This is a genomic window from Methylomonas fluvii (assembly GCF_014850975.1).
GTDB lineage: Bacteria > Pseudomonadota > Gammaproteobacteria > Methylococcales > Methylomonadaceae > Methylomonas > Methylomonas fluvii.
The window spans coordinates 658,752-685,708 of sequence record NZ_JACXST010000002.1 but is presented as its reverse complement, the minus strand read 5'-3'; the positions used below and the strand labels follow the sequence as shown (position 1 = coordinate 685,708).

The following is a 26,957-nucleotide window of genomic DNA, read 5'->3' as shown; positions in this document are numbered from 1 at the left end:
ATGTTAGATAAGAAAGGTAAGATTTATCTGGCGGGCCACAGAGGTATGGTCGGCTCAGCAATTTATCGGCAATTGACTGGGGCGGGTTATCAAAACATTGTAGTGCGTACGCATGCTGAATTGGATTTGACCGATCAAGCGGCTGTGCGGGACTTTATGCAACAAGAGCGCCCGAATCAGGTGATTCTGGCTGCGGCCAAGGTTGGCGGTATTCATGCAAACAACGAATATCCGGCTGAGTTTATCTATCAAAATCTGATGATGGAAGCCAATGTGGTCCATCAGGCTTGGCGGGTTGGATGTAAGCAACTGCTATTTTTGGGCAGTTCTTGTATTTATCCAAAATTCGCTGAGCAGCCTATGCGAGAAAGCGCGCTGTTGACCGGGGTATTGGAGTCGACCAATGAACCCTACGCAATTTCTAAGATTGCTGGGATTAAGTTATGCGAATCCTATAATAGGCAGTACGGCGTAGATTATCGGTCGGTGATGCCGACCAATTTGTATGGTGAAAACGATAATTTTCACTTGCAAAATAGCCATGTTATCCCGGCATTAATTAGAAAGTTTCATGATGCCAAGGTTAGTAATTCTCCGACTGTCAGCGTGTGGGGAACAGGTAAGGCTATGCGCGAATTTTTGCACGTCGAGGATATGGCGGCTGCTTGTCTGCACGTGATGGCCTTGGACAAAGAGCAATATCAATCCTGCACTGAACCCATGTTGTCGCATTTAAATGTTGGGACTGGTGAAGATGTAACGGTGCGTGAATTGGCTGAAACCATCCAAGATATCGTTGGTTATCAAGGGCAAATTAGCTGGGACAGTACCAAGCCGGATGGTACTCCGCGAAAATTGATGGATGTCTCAAAGCTTAAATCTTTGGGTTGGCAACCAAAGGTACCTCTGAAAAAAGGTCTGGAGCTTACTTATCGTTGGTTTATAGAGCATCAAGGCCAGTTTAAGGTGGAATAGTGTTGTCCAAATCCCAGCGTCTGGCGCGCATGTTTATCAAGTAGGCAAACGGAAATTTGCCCGGATAGAATTAATGCTTGACTCAATCTGAATGGGATGTATAATGAGCGGCTCTTCACTGCTCCGGTCTTTAAGTTTTAGCGGTGAAGCGGTCGGCTTAGTTCGGTGGGTTTGAGGTGGTTGATTGGCGGGTTTGTTTTTTGGGTTTCGGTTTTTGAAATGACTTAAAAATAAATTTGACAAACATTGAAAACGCTGTAGAATATGTCGGCTCAACAGGGCGAAATGCTCTAGCTCTTTAACAAACGAAATCGAAATAATTTGTGTGGGTATGTGTAGCGACTATGTGCTGTTTAAAAATAGTCGACACAGAAACCACGTCAATTCGCAAGAAAAGATGTTCTGTAGTCGAGCCAAGATTGGTTACTAATCTTATTTAGTAACAAGTTAAAATTAAACTGAAGAGTTTGATCATGGCTCAGATTGAACGCTGGCGGTATGCTTAACACATGCAAGTCGAACGGTAGCAGGCCTTCGGGCGCTGACGAGTGGCGGACGGGTGAGTAATGCATAGGAATCTGCCTATTAGTGGGGGACAACGTGGGGAAACTCACGCTAATACCGCATACGCCCTACGGGGGAAAGCTGGGGACCTTCGGGCCTGGCGCTAATAGATGAGCCTATGTTGGATTAGCTAGTTGGTAGGGTAAAGGCCTACCAAGGCGACGATCCATAGCTGGTCTGAGAGGATGATCAGCCACACTGGGACTGAGACACGGCCCAGACTCCTACGGGAGGCAGCAGTGGGGAATATTGGACAATGGGCGAAAGCCTGATCCAGCAATACCGCGTGTGTGAAGAAGGCCTGAGGGTTGTAAAGCACTTTCAATAGGAAGGAATACCTGCCGGTTAATACCCGGTAGACTGACATTACCTATACAAGAAGCACCGGCTAACTCCGTGCCAGCAGCCGCGGTAATACGGAGGGTGCAAGCGTTAATCGGAATTACTGGGCGTAAAGCGTGCGTAGGCGGTTGTTTAAGTCAGATGTGAAAGCCCTGGGCTTAACCTGGGAACTGCATTTGATACTGGGCAACTAGAGTTTAGTAGAGGGGAGTGGAATTTCAGGTGTAGCGGTGAAATGCGTAGAGATCTGAAGGAACACCAGTGGCGAAGGCGGCTCCCTGGACTAAAACTGACGCTGAGGTACGAAAGCGTGGGTAGCAAACAGGATTAGATACCCTGGTAGTCCACGCCGTAAACGATGTCAACTAACTGTTGGGTTCTTAAAGAACTTAGTAGTGGAGCTAACGTATTAAGTTGACCGCCTGGGGAGTACGGCCGCAAGGCTAAAACTCAAATGAATTGACGGGGGCCCGCACAAGCGGTGGAGCATGTGGTTTAATTCGATGCAACGCGAAGAACCTTACCTACCCTTGACATCCAGAGAATCTGTTAGAGATAGCGGAGTGCCTTCGGGAACTCTGAGACAGGTGCTGCATGGCTGTCGTCAGCTCGTGTTGTGAAATGTTGGGTTAAGTCCCGTAACGAGCGCAACCCTTATCCTTAGTTGCCAGCGGGTCATGCCGGGAACTCTAGGGAGACTGCCGGTGATAAACCGGAGGAAGGTGGGGACGACGTCAAGTCATCATGGCCCTTATGGGTAGGGCTACACACGTGCTACAATGGCCGGTACAGAGGGCTGCGAACTCGCGAGAGTAAGCGAATCCCAAAAAGCCGGTCCCAGTCCGGATCGCAGTCTGCAACTCGACTGCGTGAAGTCGGAATCGCTAGTAATCGCGGATCAGAATGCCGCGGTGAATACGTTCCCGGGCCTTGTACACACCGCCCGTCACACCATGGGAGTGGGTTGCAAAAGAAGTAGGTAGTTTAACCTTCGGGAGGGCGCTTACCACTTTGTGATTCATGACTGGGGTGAAGTCGTAACAAGGTAGCCCTAGGGGAACCTGGGGCTGGATCACCTCCTTACAAAGACGGCACACCGTTGCACGTACTCACAACAAATTATTTCGATTGAAAGACGCACCTGGGTCTGTAGCTCAGTTGGTTAGAGCGCACCCCTGATAAGGGTGAGGTCGGAGGTTCAACTCCTCCCAGACCCACCAACGCATAAAAGGCGAAAGCAATAAGGCGGAAAACGATCAAGCAACACTCCTGCTTAGATAGATAGGGTTGCGAATAGTTGGGTTTCTGCTTGAGTCTTGGTCTTTAGTCTGTTTTAGGGGCCATAGCTCAGCTGGGAGAGCGCCTGCCTTGCACGCAGGAGGTCGGGAGTTCGATCCTCCCTGGCTCCACCATCACGCTGAATGCTGAGGGTCAACCAGTTCGTCGCCAATAGATAGTCGATGTTAGAACATCAACGCTATGAGGTTTTATCTTCGTTAATAGATAAAGACTTTATAGCATTGGTATTCGTACCGATAGCTCTTTAACAATATGGAAATCTGTAACTATAGTAACGATCAGCAATGATCAAAACTAAAACGAGTTGCGGTTTGGATGAAGTCTGGCTCGAATGAGGCAGGTGGAATACAAGCAGCATGTCGTTCTCAAGCAGAAAAAATCAGCGAAAATGTCAGCTGACAGTATAACCAAAATACAGACGTATTCGGGTTATATGGTCAAGTGAATAAGCGCATACGGTGAATGCCTAGGCAGTAAGAGGCGATGAAGGACGTTGTAGCATGCGAAAAGCTTTGGGGAGCCTGCAAACCGGCTGTGATCCAGAGATGTCCGAATGGGGAAACCCGGCGTGCATAAGCACGTCATCTTTGAGTGAATACATAGCTCACTGAAGCGAACCCGGAGAACTGAAACATCTAAGTACCCGGAGGAAAAGAAATCAACCGAGATTCCCTAAGTAGTGGCGAGCGAACGGGGACTAGCCCTTAAGCTAGGATAAGGTTAGTGGAACGGTCTGGAAAGTCCGGCGATACAGGGTGATAGCCCCGTACACGAAAACCTTTTTCTAGTGAAATCGAGTAGGTCGGAGCACGTGAAACTTTGACTGAATATGGGGGGACCATCCTCCAAGGCTAAATACTCCTTACTGACCGATAGTGAACTAGTACCGTGAGGGAAAGGCGAAAAGAACCGCGGAGAGCGGAGTGAAATAGAACCTGAAACCGTATGCGTACAAGCAGTGGGAGCCCCTTCGTGGGGTGACTGCGTACCTTTTGTATAATGGGTCAGCGACTTACATTTTGTGGCAAGCTTAACCGAATAGGGGAGGCGTAGCGAAAGCGAGTCTTAATAGGGCGTTTAGTCGCAAGGTGTAGACCCGAAACCGGGCGATCTATCCATGACCAGGCTGAAGGTTGGGTAATACTAACTGGAGGGCCGAACCCACGTCTGTTGAAAAATACGGGGATGAGTTGTGGATCGGAGTGAAAGGCTAATCAAGCTCGGAGATAGCTGGTTCTCCTCGAAAGCTATTTAGGTAGCGCCTCGTGTATCACTGCTGGGGTAGAGCACTGTTTCGGCTAGGGGGTCATCCCGACTTACCAACCCGATGCAAACTCCGAATACCAGCAAGTGCAAGCACGGGAGACACACGGCGGGTGATAAGGTCCGTCGTGAAAAGGGAAACAGCCCAGACCGTCAGCTAAGGTCCCCAAATCTATGCTCAGTGGGAAACGATGTGGAAAGGCACAGACAGCCAGGAGGTTGGCTTAGAAGCAGCCATCCTTTAAAGAAAGCGTAATAGCTCACTGGTCGAGTCGGTCTGCGCGGAAGATTTACCGGGGCTAAGCATAGTACCGAAGCTACGGATTTACGCGTTAAGCGTGAGTGGTAGAGGAGCGTTCCGTACGCCTGCGAAGGTTCATTGAGAAGTGGGCTGGAGGTATCGGAAGTGCGAATGCTGACATAAGTAACGATAAAGGGGGTGAAAAACCCCCTCGCCGAAAACCCAAGGTTTCCTGCGCAACGTTAATCGACGCAGGGTTAGTCGGCACCTAAGGCGAGGCTGAAAAGCGTAGTCGATGGAAAACAGGTTAATATTCCTGTACCAGTAGTAACTGCGATGGGGTGACGGAGAAGGCTATATCAGCTGTCGGTTGGAAGTGGCAGTTTAAGCAGGTAGGCATGCATCTTAGGCAAATCCGGGGTGCTCTATGCTGAGACGTGATGACGAGCGGTTCGAAAGAACAGCGAAGTGATAGATGCCCTGCTTCCAGGAAAAACCTCTAAGCTTAAGGTTACTAGTGGCCGTACCCCAAACCGACACAGGTGGGTGGGATGAAAATTCTAAGGCGCTTGAGAGAACCCAGGTGAAGGAACTAGGCAAAATGATACCGTAACTTCGGGAGAAGGTATGCCCTCATTACGTGAAGGTCCTCGCGACTGGAGCGGAAGGGGGTTGCAAAAAATCGGTGGCTGCGACTGTTTAGCAAAAACATAGCACTCTGCAAACACGAAAGTGGACGTATAGGGTGTGACGCCTGCCCGGTGCTGGAAGGTTAATTGATGGGGTTATCTTCGGAGAAGCTCTTGATCGAAGCCCCAGTAAACGGCGGCCGTAACTATAACGGTCCTAAGGTAGCGAAATTCCTTGTCGGGTAAGTTCCGACCTGCACGAATGGCGTAACGATGGCCACACTGTCTCCACCTGGGACTCAGTGAAATTGAAATCGCTGTGAAGATGCAGTGTACCCGCGGCTAGACGGAAAGACCCCGTGCACCTTTACTATAGCTTGACACTGGACTTTGAACCTACTTGTGTAGGATAGGTGGGAGGCTTTGAAGCGGGAACGCCAGTTCTCGTGGAGCCAACCTTGAAATACCACCCTGGTATGTTTGGAGTTCTAACCTCGACCCGTTATCCGGGTTAGGGACAGTGTCTGGTGGGTAGTTTGACTGGGGCGGTCTCCTCCTAAAGAGTAACGGAGGAGCACGAAGGTACCCTCAGCCTGGTCGGAAATCAGGCAATGAGTGCAAAGGCATAAGGGTGCTTGACTGCGAGACGGACAAGTCGAGCAGGTACGAAAGTAGGTCTTAGTGATCCGGTGGTTCTGTATGGAAGGGCCATCGCTCAACGGATAAAAGGTACGCCGGGGATAACAGGCTGATACCGCCCAAGAGTTCATATCGACGGCGGTGTTTGGCACCTCGATGTCGGCTCATCACATCCTGGGGCTGAAGCAGGTCCCAAGGGTATGGCTGTTCGCCATTTAAAGTGGTACGCGAGCTGGGTTCAGAACGTCGTGAGACAGTTCGGTCCCTATCTGCCGTGGGCGTTTGAGATTTGAGGGAAGCTGCTCCTAGTACGAGAGGACCGGAGTGGACGAACCTCTGGTGTTCCGGTTGTCATGCCAATGGCATTGCCGGGTAGCCACGTTCGGACAGGATAACCGCTGAAAGCATCTAAGCGGGAAGCCCCTCCCAAGATGAGATCTCACTGGGACTTTAAGTCCCCTGAAGGGCCGTCGGAGACTACGACGTTGATAGGCACGGTGTGGAAGCGCAGTAATGTGTGAAGCTAACGTGTACTAATTGCCCGTGAGGCTTGACCATATAACACCCAATGCGTTTGGGTGTCACTGACACGCTGATAAACGTAAGAAAACGACACACTCGATACAGATTTCCATGAAAAACAGGACCGGAAACAACCTAAGTTAATTGCGAACGCATGACCCAAAGGTATTTTCCTAAAAGCCAAAGGCTTATAACCTGTTTATGACGGCTGACTAAAACCAGCCAAACCAGTTTGCTTGGTGAACATAGCAAGCGTGAACCACCCGATCCCATCCCGAACTCGGAAGTGAAACCGCTTAGCGCCGATGATAGTGTGGCAGGTTGCCATGTGAAAGTAGGTCATCGCCAAGCTCTTAATACGAAAGCCCCGCTAGCAATAGCCGGGCTTTTTTTTTGACCCCAAATCATCCATATACCAACACCCTTCTCTTTTGCGAATGGGGTTGTTAGAATCCCCTCACACAATGTTTAGCGAGAAAACGCATGAGTGCAATAGACAGAATCCAAGCCCAATTAGCCAGTCATCCCGTGGTCTTATACATGAAAGGCACCCCGGATTTTCCCCAGTGTGGATTTTCCAGCCGGGTGGTGCAAGTTTTGCAAGCCTGCAACGCGGATTATGCCCACGTCAATATCTTCGAAGATCCTGAAGTGCGCGAAGCCTTAAAAGAATACTCGCACTGGCCCACTTATCCCCAGCTGTATATCAACGGCGAATTAGTCGGCGGCTGCGACATCGTTATCGATCTATTCAATAAAGGTGAGCTCATTAATTTGCTGGCTAATATTGACGCCAAATCTTAGTTTAAAGAACATCCCAGATTCAGCCCGTAGCGACAATATTCTTCTGCCGTTTCTTAAGAGTATGTTTGAATCTAATGTGTTCTAAGTCGCTAATTGGGTAAATTTATGTCGCTTCGTACTCGCTTAATTTTTTCCATCGGTTGATAATCAGACAAAATAATTCGGCGGTTTGTTCGGCGTCGTAAAGTGCAGAATGTGCTTTTTCGTTATCCCAGATAATCCCGGCAGCTTGAGCAATTTTTGCTAAAACCGTTTGGCCGTACATGAGCCCTCCGAGTGTGGCGGTATCGAAACTACTGAATGGATGAAAAGGGCTTCTTTTGTAGTTGGTTCGTTCAATAGCGGCGTTTAAAAAATTGATATCGAAAGCTGGGTTGTGACCAACCAAAATGGCTCGCTTGCATTCGTTACGTTTTACAGCGGCTTTGATAGGGGTAAACAGCTTGGTAAGTGCATCCTTCTCTTCTATAGCCATGCGGAAAGGATGGTATGGATCGATACCGGTAAATTTGAGCGCTGCGTCATCTAGTTCGGAGTTTTTGAAAGGAATGATGTTGCAGTGATGTTTTTCGGTGACATGCAACCAACCATCAGTGTCTGGTTCGACTATTACGGCGGCGATTTCCAAAAGTGGGTTTTTTTTCGAATTAAAACCGGCTGTCTCTATATCGACAATAACAGGAAGGTAACCTCTGAAACGGTTGCCTAACGGATTTAGGTTTATTTCCATTGAGTTTGATTGGCTAAAAAAGTCGGTTGGGCGTTATGTTACGTGAGTTTTGGATAGGTATAAACAATATTCAATTGGTGAGGTGAAGTTATGCAAGATCGGAAAAAAGGTTGGGTTATCTTAGGGTTACTGACTGTATTAAGCGGTTGCGCCACAACCCGCGGTGTCGATCCTAAAGATCCTTGGGAGGGCTGGAATAGAGGCGTGCAATCATTTAATGACGGCGTGGATGATTATGTCATGAAACCGGTTGCCAAAGGCTACGATTGGGTTATGCCCGATTTTGCGGACCAAGCCGTTACTAATTTTTTCAGCAATGTCGATGACATAGGTGTTTGTACCAACGATGTTTTGCAAGGAAAACTCCTGCAATCGGGTCAGGACGGCGCGCGTTTCTTGGTGAACACCACCATTGGTGTTGCCGGTCTTATAGATGTTGGGACGATGATCGATTTGCCGAAGCATAATGAAGACTTTGATCAAACTTTAGGCTATTGGGGAATACCTACCGGTCCTTACTTGGTCCTGCCGTTTTTCGGACCCAGTTCGCCACGTGGCGTGTTCGGGTTGGTTGGTGATGCCGCGATGAATCCGTTTACTTATGCCGGCATCTATATAAATCCAAATTGGATTGGTGCGGCGGTTTCGATTGGCCCTGGTGCATTGAAAGTCATCGATGCCCGTTCAGATCTGCTAGGCATGGAAAAAGTCGCTACTGAAGCGGCACTGGATCGTTACGAATTTTTCAAAAATGCCTATCTTTCCAGACGTAATTACCTGGTTCACGATGGTAAGGTTCCAGATGAAGATGTGTTGAAATTCGACGACATGCAGGGCGGTGGGCGTGGACCGCTCGATCCGAATCCGTATTGATTTAACAGTACCGCTCTTATGTAAAAAGGCCGTAAAGCAAACAGCTTTGCGGCTTTTTTATGGCTTCAAGTCAAGCGGGCGAGCACGAAATCCGTTTTCGCTTCTATCAGTACTCCCGCCACTATCCTATTTTCCAGAATGAGGCCGGGTGCCACATCGCAGGCTACCCTTAGATAGTTCGGTGTGTAGCCGAAATGGCGTATCGAGCCATCTTTCTGAGCTTCTTTTTGTCCTTCCCATAAAATATTGGTCTGCTCGCCGATGTTTTCGGCAATGAACTTATGCTTCATTGTGTCGGCTAATTCATGCAATTGCTTGCTTCGCTGTTTCTTTGTGTTCTGATCGACTTGATCCGGCAAGCCCGCAGCTTTGGTGCCCTCACGAGGCGAGTAGCTAAAAATGTGAATATGGCCAAAACCCAGGCTTTTGATGTAATCAAAACTTTCCTGCCATTCCAATTCGGTTTCGCCCGGAAAGCCGACGATAATGTCGGTGGTGATGTTGAAATGCGGAATCGTTGCTCGGGCCAGTTTAACGATCTGGCCGAACTCCTCCGTTTTACAGCGTCTGGCCATGCGCCGTAGCACGCTGTCGCTACCACTTTGTAATGGCAGATGTAGGTGAGGCATTAGCCTTGGATTTTTGAACAGTTCGAAAAAACCGTCCGGCAGTTCCCAAGGTTCCAATGAGCCCATGCGCAGGCGTGGAATCTGGGTTTTATCCAAAATTTTGGTGATCAATTCGACCAGATTACTATTGATATCGCTGCCGTAACCGCCCAGATGCACGCCGGTGATGATGACTTCCTGGATACCTTGAGCGTGCAACGCGTTGATCTCGTCAATGACCGTTTGAATGGGCCGGCTGCTTTCCTCCCCGCGGGCGACGGTGACGATACAAAAGGTGCAGCGGTAACGGCAGCCGTCCTGAACCTTGACGAAAGCACGCTGGCGGCCACGGCTGAATAACGACACTTCACCCGGTTCGGTCGACATCGCCGGCATGCTGTTCAGATTCAATTCGGCCAGGGTTTTTTCGACCAATTGGTTTTTATCCTGGTTGCCGACGATCAAATCCACACCCATCAATTGCGCGGCTTCTTCCTCATTCAGCGTCGCATAACAGCCGCTGACCACCAGCTTGGCTTGCGGATTGTCGCGGTGGATGCGGCGTATCATTTGCTTGGATTTTTTCACCGCGTCTTGGGTGACCGCGCAGGAATTGATGACCACCAATTGTGCGTCGCTCAAGTTGCGGGTGATGTCGTGGCCCTTGGCCTGAAAGGCTTGCGCCCAGGTTTCCAGTTCTGCTTCGTTGAGGCGGCAGCCCAGGGTTTTTAAATGTATTTGCATGTTATCGAAAAACGTAAAATCGAAGGTCTAGGGTGCATTCGCGAAGCAATGCACCGGCAACTTGAAAAATTAACCAAAAAACCAATAAGTCACCAAAATCGCGGAAACTATCCCGCCGAGGTCGGCGACGATGCCGCAGGCGGCGGCATGGCGTATCTGCTTGATGTTCACCGCGCCGAAATACACCGCCAACACATAAAAAGTTGTCTCGGTACTGCCTTGCACCACCGACGCCAGTCGGCCGGCGAACGAGTCGGCGCCGTGGGTCTGCATGGTGTCTATCATCATCGCCCGCGCGCCGCTACCGCTGAACGGCTTCATCAGCGCCGTAGGCAGGCCGTCGATGAAACGGTTGTCGATGCTGGCAACATTGACCAATAGCCGCACGCCATCGGTGATCAATTCCAGCGCGCCGCTGGCCCGGAATACACCAAACGCCACCAGCATCGCCACCAGATAAGGGATGATGGTGATCGCGGTCTGAAAGCCGTGCTTGGCGCCTTCGACGAACAACTCGTAAGCATTCAGTTGCTTGTATGCCGCAGCGGCAATGAAGGAAATCACCAGACTGAATAATATGACATGGCTAACCAAAGCCGATTGTTTCAGCATCTCGGCCTGATCCAATCCTGCGAAATAAGCCAGTATGCCGCCGACCAACACGGTAATGCCGCCCAGATAACTCAACACCACCTTGTCCAGCAGATTGATTTTCTGCGCCGCCGCGACGGCCAGCAAGCCGATCAGCGTCGACATGTAGGTCGCGATCAGAATCGGAATGAACACGTCGGTGGGGTTGGCGGCGCCGAGCTGAGCCCGGTAAGCGAAAATCGTCACCGGAAACAGCGTCACCGACGAAGTATTGATCACCAAAAACAAAATCTGCGCATCGCTGGCCCTCTCTGGGTGGGGATTCAAGGTCTGCATTTCCTGCATGGCCTTGATGCCCATCGGCGTCGCGGCATTGTCCAAACCCAACATATTGGCGGCGATGTTCATCACCATCGCACCGAGCGCCGGATGATCCCTGGGGATCTCCGGCATCAAGCGGCTGAACAATGGATTGAGCGCCTTGGTCAACAAATCGATGAAGCCGCTATGCTCGCCGATTTTCATGATCCCCAGCCACAAGGCCAGCACGCCGCTCAAGCCCAGCGAGATCTCGAATGCAGTCTTGGACAGGCTGAACATCGCATTCATCAATTCGGAAAACACCTGGGTATCGCCCAACACCAACAGCTTGAAAGCGGCGGTGGCGAAAGCGCTCAGGAAGAAGAATATCCAGATGAAGTTCAGCAACAAACCTGTCCTGGTGCTTAACCGATTTTTTTGGCTAAATCAGCTGCGTAACCGGTGTAGCTGTGCGGCGTCAATTTCAGCAATTCGGCCTTGGCATCGGCCGGAATTTCCAGTTTCTCGACGAAGGCGCGCATGCCGTCGCCGGTGACGCGATTGCCTCGGGTCAGCTCCTTCAATTTCTCGTAAGGCTTTTCGATGCCGTAGCGGCGCATCACGGTTTGAATCGGTTCTGCCAACACTTCCCAGTTTTGATCCAAATCCTGGTCGAGCAAGGCCGGGTTGATTTCCAGTTTGGAAATGCCTTTCAAGGACGATTGAATGGCGATGCTGGTGTGGGCGATGCCGACGCCGATGTTGCGCAACACGGTGGAGTCGGTCAGGTCGCGCTGCCAGCGCGAGACCGGCAATTTATCGGCCAAAAAGCCGAAAATGGCGTTCGCCAATCCAAGGTTGCCTTCGGAGTTTTCGAAATCTATCGGGTTGACCTTGTGCGGCATGGTCGAGGAGCCGACTTCGCCGGCGACGGTTTTTTGCTTGAAATAACCAAGCGAGATGTAGCCCCAGACGTCACGGTCGAAATCCAGCAGGATGGTGTTGAAGCGCGACAGGGCGTGGAAAAACTCGGCCATGTAATCGTGCGGTTCGATCTGGATAGTGTAAGGGTTGAATGTAAGGTCCAAAGATTCAACGAAGTTTTGTGCGAAAGCAGCCCAATCGACATCTGGATAGGCGACGCTGTGCGCGTTGTAATTGCCGACTGCGCCGTTGATTTTGCCTAGCAATTCGACCTTGGCAAGTTGTTGGCGCTGACGCCTCATGCGGGCGACGACGTTGGCGAATTCCTTGCCCACTGTGGTCGGTGTCGCCGATTGGCCGTGAGTTCTGGACAACATAGGCTGATCGGCGCTAGCCAGCGCCAGTTGCTTTATGGCTGCAATGGTGGCGTTGATTTCGGCCAGGATCAGATCGCGACCTTCCTTCAGCATCAATGCGTAAGACAGGTTGTTGATGTCTTCCGAGGTGCAGGCGAAGTGAATGAATTCGCTGACGGCATGCAGTTCGGTATTGTCCTTGATCTTTTCTTTCAAGAAATACTCTACTGCCTTGACGTCATGGTTGGTGGTTTTCTCGATGTCTTTGACGGCCTGGGCGTCAGCTTCGGAAAAATTGCTGACGATTTTATCTAGCGCGGCGGTCGCGTCGGCGGACAAGGCCGGCACTTCGGCGATTTTGGCTTCAGCGGCCAGGGCTTGCAGCCAGCGCACTTCCACTTCGACCCGGTAACGGATCAGGCCGTATTCGCTGAAGATGGGGCGCAAGGCGTCGACTTTGCTGGCATAGCGGCCGTCTATTGGGGAGATGGAGGTGAGTGTCATAATTGAATTAACCTAAAATAATATTTATTTGAATGTATGAGTCAGCCAAGCTTCAAAGTCCGATGCTTTGCTGCGGTCTAAAATATTCTTATATAAAGCGCCTGCTAGCGAAGAGCCCGGTTTTTCTTGCCAAGCGCGCCATGTAAATACTTTTGCTTTTGATGTGTGCAACTGAGTATTAAATAGTTTGACTGGCAGCTTATTTATGGATTTATCAGCATGTTGTAGAAGCGAAGCTTGAGTAGTATCCGTAATTAGGCTTTCGACGAAACTTTCGAGCATGTCATTGTTTTTATGGTCTGGCATGATCCATAAGCCAATATTAGGTAATCCGTCTGAGTGGTTAAAAATGTCACCTTTCTGAAGTTTTGGTTTGGTGGGGATTTTGTAGCCGACTTCTGCTAGTTTTTCCGTTACTTTTTTGTAACGCTCATGAAAACCACCCGAATTCTCAGGCGGATAGTCGGCATCTAAAATAATTCCAAGTTTCTCGGTGTCGCCATTTTTTAGTTGACTCAGAAGTAGCGGAAGGTTACTGATTAAGTTAGACCAGCCATCTCCTGAATTCTCGTTAAGCGCTTTAGGTGGAAAAATATCAATTTTATTTTCCCCAATAACTAAGTTGCAGAAAGCATTAAAAAAATCTTGGTCGTCTTTGCCTTCTACTAATAGTTTCCAACTACTCATTAGCGAACCTCAAGAGCGGAGGCAGTAACTGTTTTTAGTGCTTCTTCATCATAAACAGTGGCAATAACTTTTCCATTGTCGCTGATAAGTTTACTTCTGGATACTTTTAGCAAAACGCCTTCTTCGGGGCTTTCAACTGCTGCTTTAGTAAAACTCTCGATACAATCCCAGCTATGAGTTGTTGCAAAGACTTGAATTTTTAGCTCTTTGGCTAGTTGAAAAATGATACGCCAGACTTCTTCTTGAACGCTGTAGTGGAGGCCGTTTTCAAATTCGTCAATCAGTAGAATTCCATCCCTTGCCGGGAATATAGAAAGTATAAGTTGTAATAACCTGGATATACCATCACCCATGCTGTTTAGAGGGATGCGCGTATCAGAGCCTTGTTGTGTTACTACGGGTATTCGATCATTTTTTTGTCGTGAAGCTCGTTCAATGTTTTTAATAAAAACTAATCTTTCAATAGATGGATCAATAACTTTTAATGTCTGTAAAAGTACTTGTTCTTCTGATTTTGCGGCAATTTTATCCCATAATTCGGCAAGTTTCTCTGAGGATAAAAGTCTGGTAGGTACAAAGCTTGAATTTGGTGTCTCGGGAGGAAATAATCCCCATAGTGGTGGAGAAAATCCAATTCTTTGGCTATTTGCTGTTAAATTAAATAAGGTGTTACGAGCTTCACCAATAGTTATGCTTAGCGCAGGGATAAGTTCAGTATCTGATTGTTCTAGGAAACTTGAAAGTTCTGATTGATGTATAGGGATTCTTTTTCTGGATTTGCTTATCTCGTTACCATCATTGTCAAATTTTGTTTCTTCTTCCTGATAATAAAAAACATGCTCAAGCCGAATTAAATTATTTTCATCTGAAGAAATAGATATAAAAGAATTTTCTTTCTCTGGAAACTCTCGGTTATAAAATAGATTTTTTAAGCCATACCAATTACTTTGATTCTGATTGTCTGTCTCATGGTCAAAGGTAACTGATTCGTCATGGTTTATTAAAATTTCACGCAGAAACTCCCTGTCAGCTTTTTCTGTGTAAATTCGAATGGCCTCTAAAATTGAGCTTTTGCCACTATTGTTTTTTCCGACAATCAAATTCACGCGGCCAAGTTTTGGGATTTCCAAATCCTCTAACATGCGGAAATTTTTAATGCGTAGATTGGTTAGCATTGTTGATCCTTATGTTTCGTTGTACTTAGTCTCAATAATCCCACCACCCAAACAAACCTCCCCGAAATAAAACACTACCGACTGCCCGGGTGTTATGGCGCGTTGGGCTTGGTCGAAGCAGACTTTGACGCGGTTACCGTCGTTGATCGGTTCGACTATGCATTCCTGGTCAGGCTGGCGGTAGCGGGTCTTGGCTGCGCAACGAATGGTTTCAGTCAAAGGCTGGCTGCCGCACCAGTCAAGTTGGCCGGCTTCAAGGGTATTGTGCAGCATTAAGGGATGGTCGTGGCCTTGGCCGACGATTAGTACATTGTTCTCCAGGTCTTTCTCTAGTACGAACCAAGGTTCGTCCGGCGCATCCTTGACGCCGCCTATGCCGAGGCCCTGGCGCTGGCCGAGCGTGTAATACATCAAGCCATGATGCTTGCCGATATATTGCCCTTCCGGGGTGCGCATTTCACCAGGTTGGTGCGGCAAGTAGCGTTGCAGAAATTCCTTGAATTTGCGTTCGCCGATGAAGCAGATGCCGGTGCTATCTTTCTTCCGGCTGTTGGCAAAACCGGCTCTGTCGGCCATCGCACGGATTTCCGGCTTGTGCAGGTGGCCGATTGGAAACAGGGTGCGAGACAGGGCTTTCTGTCCCATCGCGTAGAGAAAATAGCTTTGCTCTTTGTTGGGATCCAGGCCTTTTAATAGCTGGAATTCGCCTTCTTGTTCGCGAACGCGGGCATAATGGCCGGTAGCAATATATTCGGCGCCCAAATCTTCGATGGCGTAATCCAAAAACGCTTTGAATTTGACGTGTTTGTTACAAAGTATGTCGGGATTGGGGGTACGGCCGGCCTTAAACTCCGACAAAAACACTTCAAATACCTCGTCCCAATATTCGGCGGCGAAGTTGACAGTCTTAAGCTCTATGCCGAGCTTGTCGCAAACCTGCTGTGCGTCGGCTAAGTCTTGCATTGCCGTGCAATACTCGGTGCCGTCGTCTTCCTCCCAGTTTTTCATGAACAAGCCGGTGACTTTATGGCCTTGTTCTTGCAAGGCTAGAGCGGTAACGGAAGAATCGACGCCGCCGGACATGCCGACGATGATGTGTTTGCTCATTCTAAATCGATAAAAGACTGTAAGATGCTAAGCGGGTAGCGGTGACCTTTCAGGTATTCGTCCACAGTGGTCAATACCAAAGGGCTGCGTAATTGCTGGCGTTTTGCGTAAATTTCATTGCGGCTTAGCCAGTGAGTGTCGATAATGCCGTCATCGAGAGCTTGTTCTGGATTGTGGTTGTTGACTGTGCCGGAAAAACAGAAGCGAACAAAGCTGGGCATATGCGGATTTCTGCGCCATAACTGCGTGGCGATTAACGCCTCCGGTTCAAATTGCCAAGCTGTTTCCTCCCAAACTTCGCGTTTGACGGCACTGATTAAATCTTCACCTTCTTCCAAATGACCGGCGGGCTGATTGAACGCAAGGCCTCGTGCCGTTGTCTCCTCAACCAGCAGAAAGCGCCCGTCTTTTTCGATCACGGCGGCGACGGTGACGTGAGGTTTCCAAACCATGATGTTGATAGAAAACGGTAAAAGGCGCGTATTTTACTAGAAATGTTTTTTATATGCGTAAAGATTGAAATTTAATGTTTAAGACGCTATTTTTAAGACCACAATGATTCACAGCACCAAAGATTATGTCAGATTTTGAACCCTTGAAAGATAGTGACGGTAGCACCGCGCTGCAAGAAGCCAAACCGCAGCTAAAAAGACCGCCGCTATATAAGGTTATGTTGCTTAATGACGACTTTACGCCGATGGATTTTGTCGTCGAAATATTGACTGATTTTTTTAACATGAGCCAAGAGAAAGCAACGCAGGTGATGTTGCAAGTGCATACGCAGGGTGTCGGCGTTTGTGGTACCTACACCAAAGACGTGGCTGAAACCAAAGTACATATTGTTAATGAATATTCCCGCGAGCATCATCACCCGCTGATGTGCACGATGGAAGAGGCGTGAGGGGTAACCATGCTAAGTAAAGAACTTGAAGTGACATTGAATGCTGCTTTTACCGGAGCTCATGCCAAAAGACACGAATTCATCACGGTCGAGCATTTGTTGCTCGCCTTGTTGGACAACGTTACGACCATACCGATTTTGATCGCTTGCGGCTGCAATGTTAATGCATTGCGGGCCGAACTAACCCGGTTTATAGACGAAACCATTTCCTTGATTCCGGAAGGCATACAGCGCGAAACGCAACCCACTTTGGGTTTTCAGCGCGTTTTACAGCGTGCGGTGTTTCATGTGCAGGCTTCCGATAAAAAAGAAGTCACCGGCGCGAATTTATTTGTCGCCTTGTTTAGTGAACAGGATTCGCACGCGGTTTATCTGTTGAACAAGCAAGATATTACTCGTCTGGATGTCGTGAATTATCTGGCGCACGGGGTTTCCAAAATCGAGCAGTTCAGAAAAGAAAATAACGAAGAACCCGAATCCGAGCGCGGCAGCAATGAAGCTTTGTCCAGCCCTTTGGAAAAATACGCAACCAACTTGAACGAAGAAGCCCTGAAAGGCAACATCGACCCTTTAATTGGCCGCGAGCTGGAAGTCGAAAGAACGATTCAGGTGCTTTGCCGTCGCCGCAAAAATAATCCGCTATTGGTTGGGGAGGCGGGTGTCGGTAAAACCGCTATAGCCGAAGGTTTGGCGAAAAGAATTGTTGAAGAACAAGTGCCGGATATTTTGTTGAATAGCGTCATTTATTCCTTGGATATGGGCGCGCTGGTGGCAGGTACCAAGTATCGCGGCGACTTTGAAAAACGGCTGAAGGCTTTAATTAGTCAGCTTAAAAAAGAACCCGACTCGATTTTATTCATCGACGAAATTCATACCATTATCGGCGCAGGTTCTGCGTCCGGTGGCGTGATGGATGCATCCAACTTGATTAAACCGGTATTGGCGTCCGGACAATTGCGTTGCATTGGGTCCACTACGTATCAAGAATATCGGGGTATTTTCGAAAAAGACCATGCTCTAGCGCGGCGTTTCCAGAAGATCGATGTGGTCGAGCCGTCGATCGAAGATACAGTGCTGATTCTGAAAGGACTGAAATCGCGCTTTGAAGAACATCATGGCTTGAAATATACGCAAGAAGCATTGCGTCTGGCGGTTGAATTATCGGCACGCTATATCACCGACAGGCATTTGCCTGACAAGGCCATTGATGTGATCGACGAAGCCGGGGCCAGGCAGCGGTTATTTGCCGGTATCGAGCGTAAAGACCTGATCGATACTGCCGAGATTGAAGAAATTGTCGCCAAAATTGCCAGGGTGCCGGCGCAATCGGTTTCGGCCAACGATATTGACAAGCTGTCCAGCTTGGAAAAAAATCTGAAAATGCTGGTATTTGGTCAAGACGAGGCTATTTCAGAGCTGGCGTCGGCTATCAAACTATCGCGAGCGGGTTTGCGCGATACCACTAAAACGATCGGTTCGTTCCTGTTTGCCGGCCCTACCGGTGTCGGTAAAACCGAAGTGACTCGGCAGCTTGCTAAAGTATTGGGCATAGAGTTGATTCGCTTCGATATGTCCGAGTACATGGAGCGGCATACCGTATCACGCTTGATCGGCGCGCCTCCTGGTTATGTTGGGTTCGACCAAGGCGGTTTATTAACTGAAGCCGTGACCAAGCATCCGCATGCCGTGTTGCTGCTGGACGAGTTGGAAAAAGCACATCCGGATGTGTTCAACCTGTTGTTGCAGGTGATGGATCACGGCACTCTGACCGACAACAACGGCCGTAAAGCCGATTTTAGAAACATCATCCTGATTATGACCACCAACGCCGGTGCCGAGGAAAGCAGCCGGGCGTCTATAGGTTTCACCCAGCAAAATCATGCTTCCGATAGTATGAAAGTGATCGAACGCGGTTTTTCGCCGGAATTCAGGAATCGGCTGGATGCGATCGTCCAATTCAAGCCGCTGGATATGGCGGTGGTCGGTAGTGTTGTTGACAAATTTATTTTCGAGCTTGAAGCCGTGCTGGCGGATAAAAACGTCACGCTGACTTTGGAGCCAGCAGCGCGAGCCTGGCTGGCGGAACACGGCTGCGATCCGAAAATGGGCGCACGGCCAATGGCGCGATTGATTCAAGAGAAGGTCAAAAAGCCGCTGGCAGAAGATTTATTGTTCGGTCGTTTAGCGAATGGCGGTCATGTGCGAGTGCATGTCGAGAATGATGCGTTGGCTTTTGCCATCGAGAGCAAACAACTAATCGTTTCGGAATTGAATCAAGTCGTATAAAGCGAGGGAAGCAATCGCTTTCCCGAAAGACGGGCTAGCGATTGCGGAAGGTAATGCGGCCTTTGGTCAAGTCGTAAGGTGTCATTTCTACGCGGACTTTATCGCCAGTCAGGATGCGGATATAGTGTTTGCGCATTTTGCCGGAGATGTGGGCGGTAACGATGTGACCGTTTTCCAGTTCGACGCGAAACATAGTGTTGGGCAGGGTGTCGATGACCTTACCATCCATTTCAATCTGATCTTCTTTTGCCATAGTTAAAACTCTAAATTTAAAACCGCTATGTTAGCATGAATACTCTGCCGAGCCGCTAAAAAAGTCTTGTCAATAGCTGAACTAACTCTGATAAAGGGCGGGTTCAGACTTTCCTCCGCACTTCGATAATATTCGGTAAATGGCTTATGCGTGTCAGCACCAGGCTAAGCTGCTCGGTATTTTCGATTTGAATAGTCATATTCAAAATGGCTGATAAATCGTCGTGAGTCTTCAACGAAGCGTTGCTGATATGCACTTTTCCTGCAGCCAGAACCTGAGAAACGTCATTCAACAAATTTTGCGCGTTAAAGGCATGAATTAAAATCGGTACGCTGTGATGTACGGTTTGCTGGCCGCTCCAATCGGCTTTCAACAATTGCAATTGTTGGTCGGGGGATAAATGCCGAATATTTTCGCAATCGCGGCGGTGAATAGTGATACCGCGTTTATGCGAGATAAATCCGATAATCTCGTCGCCTTTTACCGGCGAGCAACAATGTGCAAGCGTGGTCACCACATTATCAATGTCATCGATAGTAATCGCCGATTGCGTCGAGGATTTGCTGGGCACCAACTTAATCGGCGTAGGCTCCAATTCCGGAATTTTCAGCGCGCCGGCCAGTTGCCGGTTGTTGATATCGCCGTGACCCAGCGCTTCGTAAAAGTGTTCTATATCCGCGAATTTAAAATGTCTTAAAAGTTCGTTGATATCAACTGATTTCAAACCCAGTCGCTTGCTTTCCTTTTCCAACAGCAATTTGCCGGCGGCGATGTTTTCGGCCTGCTGCTGTTGCTTGAACCAACTTTTTACCTTGCTGATGGCTCGCGGGGTTTTTAAGTAACCGAGGTTGGGATTGAGCCAATTGTGATTGGGCTGACCATTCTTGACGGTGATAATTTCCACCTGCTCTCCAGAGCACAGTTTGTAAGTCAAGGGCTTGATCTGGCCGTTAACCTTGGCGCCACGGCAGCTATGGCCAACTTCGGTATGAATCGCATAAGCAAAATCCAGCGGCGTAGCGCCCTTGACCAAGTCGATCAATTTGCCGGCCGGTGTGAGCACGAATACTCGGTCCGAGAACAGCTCGGTATGAAAGTTTTCCAACAAGCTGTCGGCGTTATCCTTGTCTTCCAGCAGTTGCCGGAGCGAGGCGATGTTTTTTTCGGTCGCGGCATTGAACTTGCTGCCTTCCTTATAGCGCCAGTGGGCGGCCACACCCAGCTCGGCGAAGTCATGCATGGCTTTAGTACGGATTTGAATTTCGATACGGTTGCCGTCTTCATCCAAAACCACGGTATGCAGGGATTGATAGCCGTTTTCCTTGGGGTTGGCGATGTAATCGTCGAATTCGCGCGGAATATGTTGCCAGTGGCTGTGCGCCAAGCCCAGTACCATGTAGCAGGCCGATAAACTGTCCACCACCACTCGCACTGCCAATAAGTCGTAGAGTTCGTTTATCGCTAGTTGCTTGCGGTGCATCTTGTTCCAGATGCTGTAGATGTGCTTGGGCCTACCGTAGACCTTGGCCTGTATGCCTTCCTGCTTTAAACGGTCTTGAAGTGCCGCTAAAAACCGCTCAATAAAGGCTTGGCGTTGTTCGCGATTGACGGCCAATGATTCGGTGACAAAGCGGTAATGCTCAGGATTGGCATAACGAAACGCCAGGTCTTCCAATTCCCATTTGAATTGATTGATACCCAGGCGATTGGCGAGTGGCGCATAAATATCCAGAGTTTCCCTGGCAATAAAGCGGCGGATATTGTCTTGCTCGTGCTGTAGTCCGCGCAGCCGTTGGATGCGGAAAGCCAATTTAATTAGCACCGCCCGCACGTCGTGGGTCATTGCCAGCAGCATGCGCCGCAAGATCTCGGCTTGATTGGGCTGGTTTGCCATCTCGGTACTGTAAATGCTGACATTATTCAGCCAGCTCACGTCCTTAACCAAGTCGGCGACCATCGGCCCGAATTGCTCGCGTATTGCCGAGTCGCTGAGTTTGCCGGCAACGCGTGAATCGCTGAGCAGCGCCGCCAGAATGGTTTCCAGGTCGATATGCACACTCATTAAAATTGCCGCGACATCGACGCCTTTGGGGCGGAGAGTTTTGTTGCATTCCAGCGAAAGTTGCTCGACCAGCTTCAGCGCTTGGCCTATCTGTAAGCTATCTGCGTCTGAAAAGCCGGGAAACAGTTTGGTGACGGAAGAATTATTTTGAGTCATACCGATATTGTAAGACTAGCGAGGTGGGGCGGAAAATAGTGGAATTGCCGACGTCGTTACGGCGATTGCTACCGGGTGTCGGCAAAGGTAGTCGGCTTAGGGATAAGAAAAGCACTGATCAGAATAGCCGGAATTTATTAACCGGGCCCCCAATATCATCGCTCCCGCGTGGGCGGGAGACCAGTTTTCACGTTCGATTCCCGGTTGTGCGGGAATAACGGAACCCGGGGATTTAAGAGCCCGGTTAATGGGCCGGAAGGTCTAGGTTTCCGGAATAACATGCGTAGAGAGCGAATCTTTAATAGGCATCTTTATCCGTGATTTTGCCTTTGTCGTTGACCGCCACTTTCCATTTGCTGCCGCCCACCTCAATAAACAATTCATATTCTTCGCCCACGCCGTTCGGATTAATCACCAATTCCGCCTTATGCAGCTTATAACCAGGGAAGTTATCGGCCAGCACTTTAGTCACATCAGGCGATATTTCCAGGCCGTTTGCCAGCAGGATTTCGTTCGCAAACAACGCGCCGTCGGTTCTAAATAGCTCATGCTTCAGTTCGTCTTCCGCATCTTTAAAGCTGACTTCCAGCAGCTGTTGGCCAAAGTGGGTTTCCTGAGTTGCTTTCAGGTCCTGCGCTTGCGGGTGTCGTTTCAAGATATTGGCCCTGACTTTATCCGGGACTGCCACGCTAGCGGAATCTTGGGCTTGCGCGGTTGATAAGCTGCTGTAAAAGGCGGTAGCGGCAAGTAAGGAAAGTAATAAAGTACGCATGTGATCTCCTGCTGTGTTGGGTGTCCCAATGACTTAAATCGCTGGGGATAGTTTCATCGTTGTTTTTGCGGCATTAGCAAAAGGTGGACGTTGGAAAATTCATTCAAAACCAGAACCTGCTCCCTCTGATGGCTTGAAGCATTCTTGGCGCTTAACCGTGGTCGATTATGCGATAAAAATAAATATCGCCGGTAGGATTTTTCCGCGAACTTGGCATAGATCAATAATTGCATATCGATTATTCTAAAAGCCGTTTGATGCCATTGAGTCGCTGGGAAGCCGATTTGGCTTGTCAGAAGCTTCCGCAGCACCGGTCTAGCGCCATGGATCGTGCCCACTTTGCCTTTTTCTTAATTACCTATGCCGAAGCAATATCGCCGTTTTCGAGATATTTCCACCAGTGAGAAAATATTAAATACCGTATTCCTGTTGACCATAGGTCTCGGCTATCTGATGGCCCTGGTGAATTTGTATTACACCCATCAAGGCCGTGACGGTAAGCGTGGCTTGTCTATCGACGATATCGTTATTATGTACCATGGTTCGACCACGCAATCGCGGCTGGGTGCGGCGATCAACGGCATCATGGAGCCGAATCTGAAATACAAAAGCGATAAGGAAGTTATTTTGAAATGGATTCAGGATGGCGCGGAGCAACCCGCTTACGAGCAACAGATCGCGCCGATTTTGAACCGCGATTGCATCCACTGTCATAACCCCGCAGCCAACCCGAGCCTGCCCAATTTGACCCACTATGCAGGTGTGGCCGAAGTCGCGCATAAAGGCGGGGCGTCAACGCCGGCACTGGTCAGGGTGTCGCATATTCATTTATTCGGCATCGCCTTCATCCTGTTTTTTATTGGCAAGATATTTTTGCTTTGCGATATGAATATCTACGTCAAACGTGTGGCGCTGGTGATTCCGTTTTTTGCGATGCTATTGGACGTAGTGTCATGGTTTGTCACCAAACATATTTCCGAATTTGCCTATGTGGTGGTGCTCAGCGGTGCGTTGATGGGCCTGTCGATGGGCGTACAAATATTAATGAGTGTTTATCAAATGTGGTTTTACCAAAAGGACTGATATTTTGACTGTTTCTCCCGTTTCATCCCTGACGACAAACCCGCGCAGTTGTCCGGCGATGTTGATCAGCGCCCCGGCTTCCGGGCAAGGCAAAACCACCGTCACCGCCGCGCTGGCTTACTACCATAGACAACAAGGCCGCCGGGTTCGGGCATTCAAGACCGGCCCGGATTTCATCGATCCACAAATATTGGCTTACGCCAGCGGGCAGCCCGTTTATCAACTGGATTTATGGATGATGGGCGAAGCCCATTGCCGAGAATTGCTGTACCGCGCCGCCGCCGAAGCCGATCTGATCTTGATCGAAGGTGTGATGGGCTTGTTCGACGGCGACAGCAGCAGCGCTGATTTGGCCCAAGCCTTGGCCGTGCCGGTGGCGGCGGTGATCGACGCCCAGGGCATGGCGCAAACCTTTGCTGCAGTCGCATTTGGTTTGGCGAACTATAGGCCGGATTTGGCGTTCGCGGGCGTGATTGCCAATAAAGTCGGTAGTGCCGGGCATGCGAAACTGTTGCAGGAGGCTTTGCCGGCCGACATGCCTTTACTGGCGGTCATGAGTCGTGACGAGGCAGTCGGCTTGCCTTCGCGGCATTTGGGCTTGCTGCAGGCCGATGAAATCGGCGATCTGGATGCCCGGTTGGCGCGGGCCGCGGAATTATTGAATAGCTTTACGCCCTGTGTTTTACCCGAGCCAGTCGCCTTTGCCGCCGTTTCGGCCCATCCTCTGCCGCGCTTGTTGCAGGGTAAACGCATCGCGGTGGCGAGCGACGCGGCATTTTCGTTTATTTATCAAGCCAATCTGGATTGCCTGCAAGCGATGGGTGCCGAACTGTTGTTCTTCTCGCCGTTGGCCGATAGTGCCTTGCCGGAGACCGATAGCGTCTATTTGCCGGGCGGTTATCCGGAATTGCATTTACAAGCGCTGGCCGATAACTTGGCTATGAAGCAGGCTTTAACCGCCCATCATCAAGCCGGCAAAGCGATCTATGCCGAATGTGGCGGCTTCTTGTATTTGCTGGATAGTCTGGCGGACAAAGACGGTCAGCGAGCAGCGATGGTAGGCTTGTTACCCGGCAGTGCAGTCATGCAAACTCGGCTAGCCAATCTTGGCATGCACAGTTTGCAATTGGAGCGCGGCGAGATTCGCGGTCACAGTTTTCATTTTTCCAAGCTGGAAACCACGCTGGAGCCGATTGCGGTTTCCTCGCCGCAACGCAGCTTTGGTCATGGGGAGGGCTTTTTCCGCAACGGCTCCTTACAAGCCTCCTATCTGCACTTGTATTTTCCTTTCAACCCGCAACTTGCTGCTGGTTTTTTCTAGGCTTTGCAGAACGATTAAAACTGTTTCACAGCCAGGGTCTATGGGATAATGTGCCGCTTTCACCGGCCAGACAACAGCAGGTACTCAAATGGACGAAAACAAAAAAAAGGCGCTGGGCGCCGCGTTGATGCAGATCGAAAAGCAATTCGGCAAGGGCTCCGTGATGCGGATGGGCGATGTCGCCGCCAGCCGCGACATCGAAGTCGTATCAACCGGCTCGCTGTCCTTGGATATTGCGCTGGGTGTCGGCGGTTTGCCGCGCGGCCGGATTGTCGAAATTTACGGGCCTGAGTCGTCCGGTAAAACCACCTTGACGTTGCAAACCATCGCCCAGATGCAGAAACTGGGCGGCACGGCGGCATTCGTCGATGCCGAACACGCGCTGGATCCGATCTATGCGCAAAAAATCGGTGTCAATATCGACGATTTGTTGGTGTCGCAGCCGGATACCGGCGAACAAGCCCTGGAAATCACCGACATGCTGGTGCGTTCCGGCGCGGTCGACATCGTGGTGGTCGATTCGGTGGCGGCCTTGACCCCAAAAGCCGAAATCGAAGGCGACATGGGAGACTCGCATATGGGCTTGCAAGCCCGATTGATGTCGCAAGCCTTGCGTAAACTCACTGCCAACATCAAACGTTCCAATACCTTGGTGATTTTTATCAACCAGTTGCGGATGAAAATTGGCGTGATGTTCGGCAACCCGGAAACCACCACTGGCGGTAATGCACTGAAGTTTTACGCCTCGGTACGTCTGGATATTCGCCGCATCGGTTCGATCAAGAAAGGCGACGAGGTGATCGGCAACGAGACCCGCGTTAAAGTGGTCAAAAACAAAGTGGCGCCGCCGTTCAAGCAAGCCGATTTCGAAATCCTCTATGGCGAAGGCGTGTCCTTCTTCGGCGAGTTGGTCGACTTGGGCGTGGAATTCGGCTTCGTCCAAAAATCCGGTTCCTGGTATGCCTACAATAACGAGAAAATCGGCCAGGGCAAGGATAACGCTAAGCAGTTTTTACGCGATAACCCGGAGAAAGCCGCCGAATTGGAAAAAGCGATTCGTGAGAAAGCCTTTGCCAAGTTAGCCAGCGCGCCGGCCGCAGTCAGTGAAGACGACGACGCCGAGTTTGTCGACGGCGATTGAGCGCCGGCAACAGATCGAAGCGGTCTGCCTGAGGTTGTTGGCCCGGCGCGAACATAGCCGCCGAGAGTTGCTGGATAAATTGGCCTTGCGCGGTTTTGACCGCGACGAAGTTGAACCGGTTATCGATCAGATAGCCGAGCAGAACTGGCAAAACGATGCACGCTATGCCGAAGCCTATGTTCGACAACGTATCCAGAATGGCTATGGTCTGATGCGAATTCGCTATGAACTGCAACAGCGCGGTATCAACGACGCCGATCTGGATGCGCAAGCCGAGGAGCAAGGCGGCTGGCAAAATGTGCTGCTGGATGTGTATTCGCGTAAATACGACGACGAAAAATCGCTGACCCAAAACGAATGGCTAAAGCGCAGCCGTTTTTTACAGCAACGCGGTTTCAGCGGCGAGATGATCAAGCGCTTGTTTGCGGAATTGAAAATAAAATTGGCTAGAGCTGATGCCAATAAGCATGCAAAGTAAACTAAGTTGGCATCTGGCGGATCCAATCGTGCATTCCGCGGTCCGCCTCGGTTTCCTGCTAGGCCTTTCGGGAGCGAATTTATGAAAGTTACACTGCCGCTAAAAGAAATGTCGGTTGCCGAGAAAATTGGCATGATGGAAGAGCTATGGAACGATTTATCCACTCGAGCAGCTGACTATTCATCACCTGATTGGCATGGTCATTTGTTGGTGGAAAGAAAGCGCCTGGCGGAGTCGGGTGAGATTGGTTTTACCGATTGGGAAGCAGCAAAGCGGGAAATTCAAGATAGGATTCGATGAAAATTCGAATTTTTGACAGCGCGAAATTTGATTTGCTGGATGGCTTTGAGTTTTACGAGCGGCAACAAGAGGGCGTCGGCCGTTATTTTTTGGACTCTCTTTATGCGGATATTGATTCGCTGACCCTTTATGCCGGCATTCATCCCCAAAAGTTTGCTGACTTTCATCGGCTGTTGGCAAGAAGCTTTCCGTATGCGATTTATTACACTGTCGATGATGAATTTGTTTCTGTTTATGCCGTGATGGATTGTCGGCAAGACCCTATAAATATTAAAGCTCGTTTGGAAAATGAGCGAATTAGGCGATGGGGTGATTGACTCTAATAGC

Annotated in this window: 22 protein-coding genes, 2 tRNA genes and 3 rRNA genes; 16 read left to right on the top strand and 11 right to left on the bottom strand. The window is 49.6% G+C overall.

Translation table 11 applies throughout. The annotated features are described in order from the left end of the window. From fcl to grxD, 7 genes are all read left to right on the top strand, one after another. On the top strand, window positions 1-975 hold the full coding sequence (gene fcl / locus EBB_RS12690) for a GDP-L-fucose synthase (protein ID WP_192394188.1): 975 nt from the start codon (window positions 1-3) through the stop codon (window positions 973-975). Window positions 976-1,430: 455 nt separating this feature from the next. Then, window positions 1,431-2,964 (top strand): 16S ribosomal RNA (locus EBB_RS12685). 60 nt (window positions 2,965-3,024) lie between these two features. After that, a tRNA-Ile gene (locus EBB_RS12680) sits at window positions 3,025-3,101 on the top strand. 116 nt (window positions 3,102-3,217) lie between these two features. Beyond that, window positions 3,218-3,293, top strand: a tRNA-Ala gene (locus tag EBB_RS12675). A gap of 322 nt (window positions 3,294-3,615) precedes the next feature. Further along, window positions 3,616-6,510, top strand: a 23S ribosomal RNA gene (locus EBB_RS12670). Between the two features lie 199 nt (window positions 6,511-6,709). After that, a 5S ribosomal RNA gene (gene rrf, locus EBB_RS12665) occupies window positions 6,710-6,825 on the top strand. The 16S, 23S and 5S rRNA genes sit together here with 2 tRNA genes alongside, the layout of an rRNA operon. Window positions 6,826-6,957: 132 nt before the next feature. Beyond that, complete coding sequence (grxD, locus tag EBB_RS12660) at window positions 6,958-7,278, top strand: Grx4 family monothiol glutaredoxin (protein ID WP_192394187.1); 321 nt, start codon at window positions 6,958-6,960, stop codon at window positions 7,276-7,278. A 103-nt stretch (window positions 7,279-7,381) separates the two neighbouring features. Here grxD and rnt read toward each other — a convergent pair whose 3' ends face one another. Further along, window positions 7,382-8,008: a ribonuclease T gene (gene rnt, locus EBB_RS12655; protein ID WP_192394186.1), complete on the bottom strand. Its 627-nt coding sequence runs from the start codon at window positions 8,006-8,008 to the stop codon at window positions 7,382-7,384. A 90-nt stretch (window positions 8,009-8,098) separates the two neighbouring features. Here rnt and EBB_RS12650 point away from each other — a divergent pair, with 90 nt between their 5' ends. Next, window positions 8,099-8,881, top strand: coding sequence for an MlaA family lipoprotein (locus tag EBB_RS12650; RefSeq protein WP_192394185.1), 783 nt, complete (start codon window positions 8,099-8,101; stop codon window positions 8,879-8,881). A gap of 65 nt (window positions 8,882-8,946) precedes the next feature. On the opposite strand, the gene mtaB is transcribed toward EBB_RS12650, so the two are convergent. The 7 genes from mtaB to EBB_RS12615 all read right to left on the bottom strand — a co-directional run bounded on the left by mtaB (window position 8,947) and on the right by EBB_RS12615 (window position 16,329). Further along, window positions 8,947-10,233, bottom strand: a complete 1,287-nt coding sequence (gene mtaB, locus EBB_RS12645; RefSeq protein ID WP_192394184.1) for a tRNA (N(6)-L-threonylcarbamoyladenosine(37)-C(2))-methylthiotransferase MtaB — start codon at window positions 10,231-10,233, stop codon at window positions 8,947-8,949. A gap of 69 nt (window positions 10,234-10,302) precedes the next feature. Beyond that, window positions 10,303-11,532, bottom strand: coding sequence for a spore maturation protein (locus tag EBB_RS12640; RefSeq protein ID WP_192394183.1), 1,230 nt, complete (start codon window positions 11,530-11,532; stop codon window positions 10,303-10,305). 17 nt (window positions 11,533-11,549) lie between these two features. After that, window positions 11,550-12,908, bottom strand: coding sequence for an adenylosuccinate lyase (gene purB, locus EBB_RS12635; RefSeq protein ID WP_192394182.1), 1,359 nt, complete (start codon window positions 12,906-12,908; stop codon window positions 11,550-11,552). A gap of 24 nt (window positions 12,909-12,932) precedes the next feature. Then, window positions 12,933-13,595: a DUF3226 domain-containing protein gene (locus tag EBB_RS12630; protein WP_192394181.1), complete on the bottom strand. Its 663-nt coding sequence runs from the start codon at window positions 13,593-13,595 to the stop codon at window positions 12,933-12,935. After that, entirely contained in the window at window positions 13,595-14,770 is a 1,176-nt protein-coding gene (locus EBB_RS12625; RefSeq protein ID WP_192394180.1) for an AAA family ATPase, read from the bottom strand. The genes EBB_RS12630 and EBB_RS12625 overlap by 1 nt, the downstream gene beginning before the upstream one ends. A 9-nt stretch (window positions 14,771-14,779) precedes the next feature. Further along, window positions 14,780-15,877, bottom strand: coding sequence for a tRNA 2-thiouridine(34) synthase MnmA (mnmA, locus tag EBB_RS12620; RefSeq protein ID WP_192394179.1), 1,098 nt, complete (start codon window positions 15,875-15,877; stop codon window positions 14,780-14,782). Then, window positions 15,874-16,329, bottom strand: coding sequence for an NUDIX hydrolase (locus EBB_RS12615; protein ID WP_192394178.1), 456 nt, complete (start codon window positions 16,327-16,329; stop codon window positions 15,874-15,876). Before EBB_RS12615 ends, mnmA begins: the two co-directional genes overlap by 4 nt. Before the next feature lie 125 nt (window positions 16,330-16,454). On the opposite strand from EBB_RS12615, the gene clpS reads away from it, so the two are divergent. Beyond that, window positions 16,455-16,778 (top strand): ATP-dependent Clp protease adapter ClpS, encoded by a 324-nt coding sequence (gene clpS, locus EBB_RS12610; RefSeq protein WP_192394177.1) that lies wholly within the window; start codon window positions 16,455-16,457, stop codon window positions 16,776-16,778. A 9-nt stretch (window positions 16,779-16,787) separates the two neighbouring features. Then, window positions 16,788-19,064 (top strand): ATP-dependent Clp protease ATP-binding subunit ClpA, encoded by a 2,277-nt coding sequence (clpA, locus tag EBB_RS12605; protein ID WP_192394176.1) that lies wholly within the window; start codon window positions 16,788-16,790, stop codon window positions 19,062-19,064. A 34-nt stretch (window positions 19,065-19,098) separates the two neighbouring features. Here the strand turns inward: clpA and infA are convergent, their stop codons facing one another. The 3 genes from infA to EBB_RS12590 form a co-directional block, all read right to left on the bottom strand. After that, window positions 19,099-19,317, bottom strand: coding sequence for a translation initiation factor IF-1 (gene infA, locus EBB_RS12600; RefSeq protein ID WP_013819653.1), 219 nt, complete (start codon window positions 19,315-19,317; stop codon window positions 19,099-19,101). A gap of 103 nt (window positions 19,318-19,420) precedes the next feature. Further along, a complete protein-coding gene (locus EBB_RS12595) occupies window positions 19,421-21,535 on the bottom strand; it encodes a RelA/SpoT family protein (RefSeq protein ID WP_192394175.1) in 2,115 nt (704 codons plus the stop codon). 298 nt (window positions 21,536-21,833) lie between these two features. Next, entirely contained in the window at window positions 21,834-22,307 is a 474-nt protein-coding gene (locus EBB_RS12590; RefSeq protein ID WP_192394174.1) for a hypothetical protein, read from the bottom strand. 360 nt (window positions 22,308-22,667) lie between these two features. Here EBB_RS12590 and EBB_RS12585 point away from each other — a divergent pair, with 360 nt between their 5' ends. The 6 genes from EBB_RS12585 to EBB_RS12560 all read left to right on the top strand — a co-directional run bounded on the left by EBB_RS12585 (window position 22,668) and on the right by EBB_RS12560 (window position 26,947). After that, the gene (locus EBB_RS12585; protein ID WP_192394173.1) at window positions 22,668-23,390 is read left to right on the top strand and encodes an Aq_1264-related membrane protein; all 723 of its coding nucleotides are present in this window, start codon (window positions 22,668-22,670) and stop codon (window positions 23,388-23,390) included. A gap of 4 nt (window positions 23,391-23,394) precedes the next feature. Then, window positions 23,395-24,711, top strand: a complete 1,317-nt coding sequence (locus EBB_RS12580; RefSeq protein WP_371741572.1) for a cobyrinic acid a,c-diamide synthase CobB — start codon at window positions 23,395-23,397, stop codon at window positions 24,709-24,711. 88 nt (window positions 24,712-24,799) lie between these two features. Beyond that, entirely contained in the window at window positions 24,800-25,852 is a 1,053-nt protein-coding gene (gene recA / locus EBB_RS12575) for a recombinase RecA (RefSeq protein WP_192394172.1), read from the top strand. Next, entirely contained in the window at window positions 25,836-26,330 is a 495-nt protein-coding gene (locus EBB_RS12570) for a regulatory protein RecX (RefSeq protein ID WP_225587429.1), read from the top strand. The genes recA and EBB_RS12570 overlap by 17 nt, the downstream gene beginning before the upstream one ends. A gap of 81 nt (window positions 26,331-26,411) precedes the next feature. Beyond that, the gene (locus EBB_RS12565; protein WP_192394170.1) at window positions 26,412-26,630 is read left to right on the top strand and encodes an addiction module protein; all 219 of its coding nucleotides are present in this window, start codon (window positions 26,412-26,414) and stop codon (window positions 26,628-26,630) included. Continuing rightward, on the top strand, window positions 26,627-26,947 hold the full coding sequence (locus EBB_RS12560) for a type II toxin-antitoxin system RelE/ParE family toxin (RefSeq protein WP_192394169.1): 321 nt from the start codon (window positions 26,627-26,629) through the stop codon (window positions 26,945-26,947). The genes EBB_RS12565 and EBB_RS12560 overlap by 4 nt, the downstream gene beginning before the upstream one ends. The last annotated feature ends 10 nt before the right edge of the window (window positions 26,948-26,957 follow it).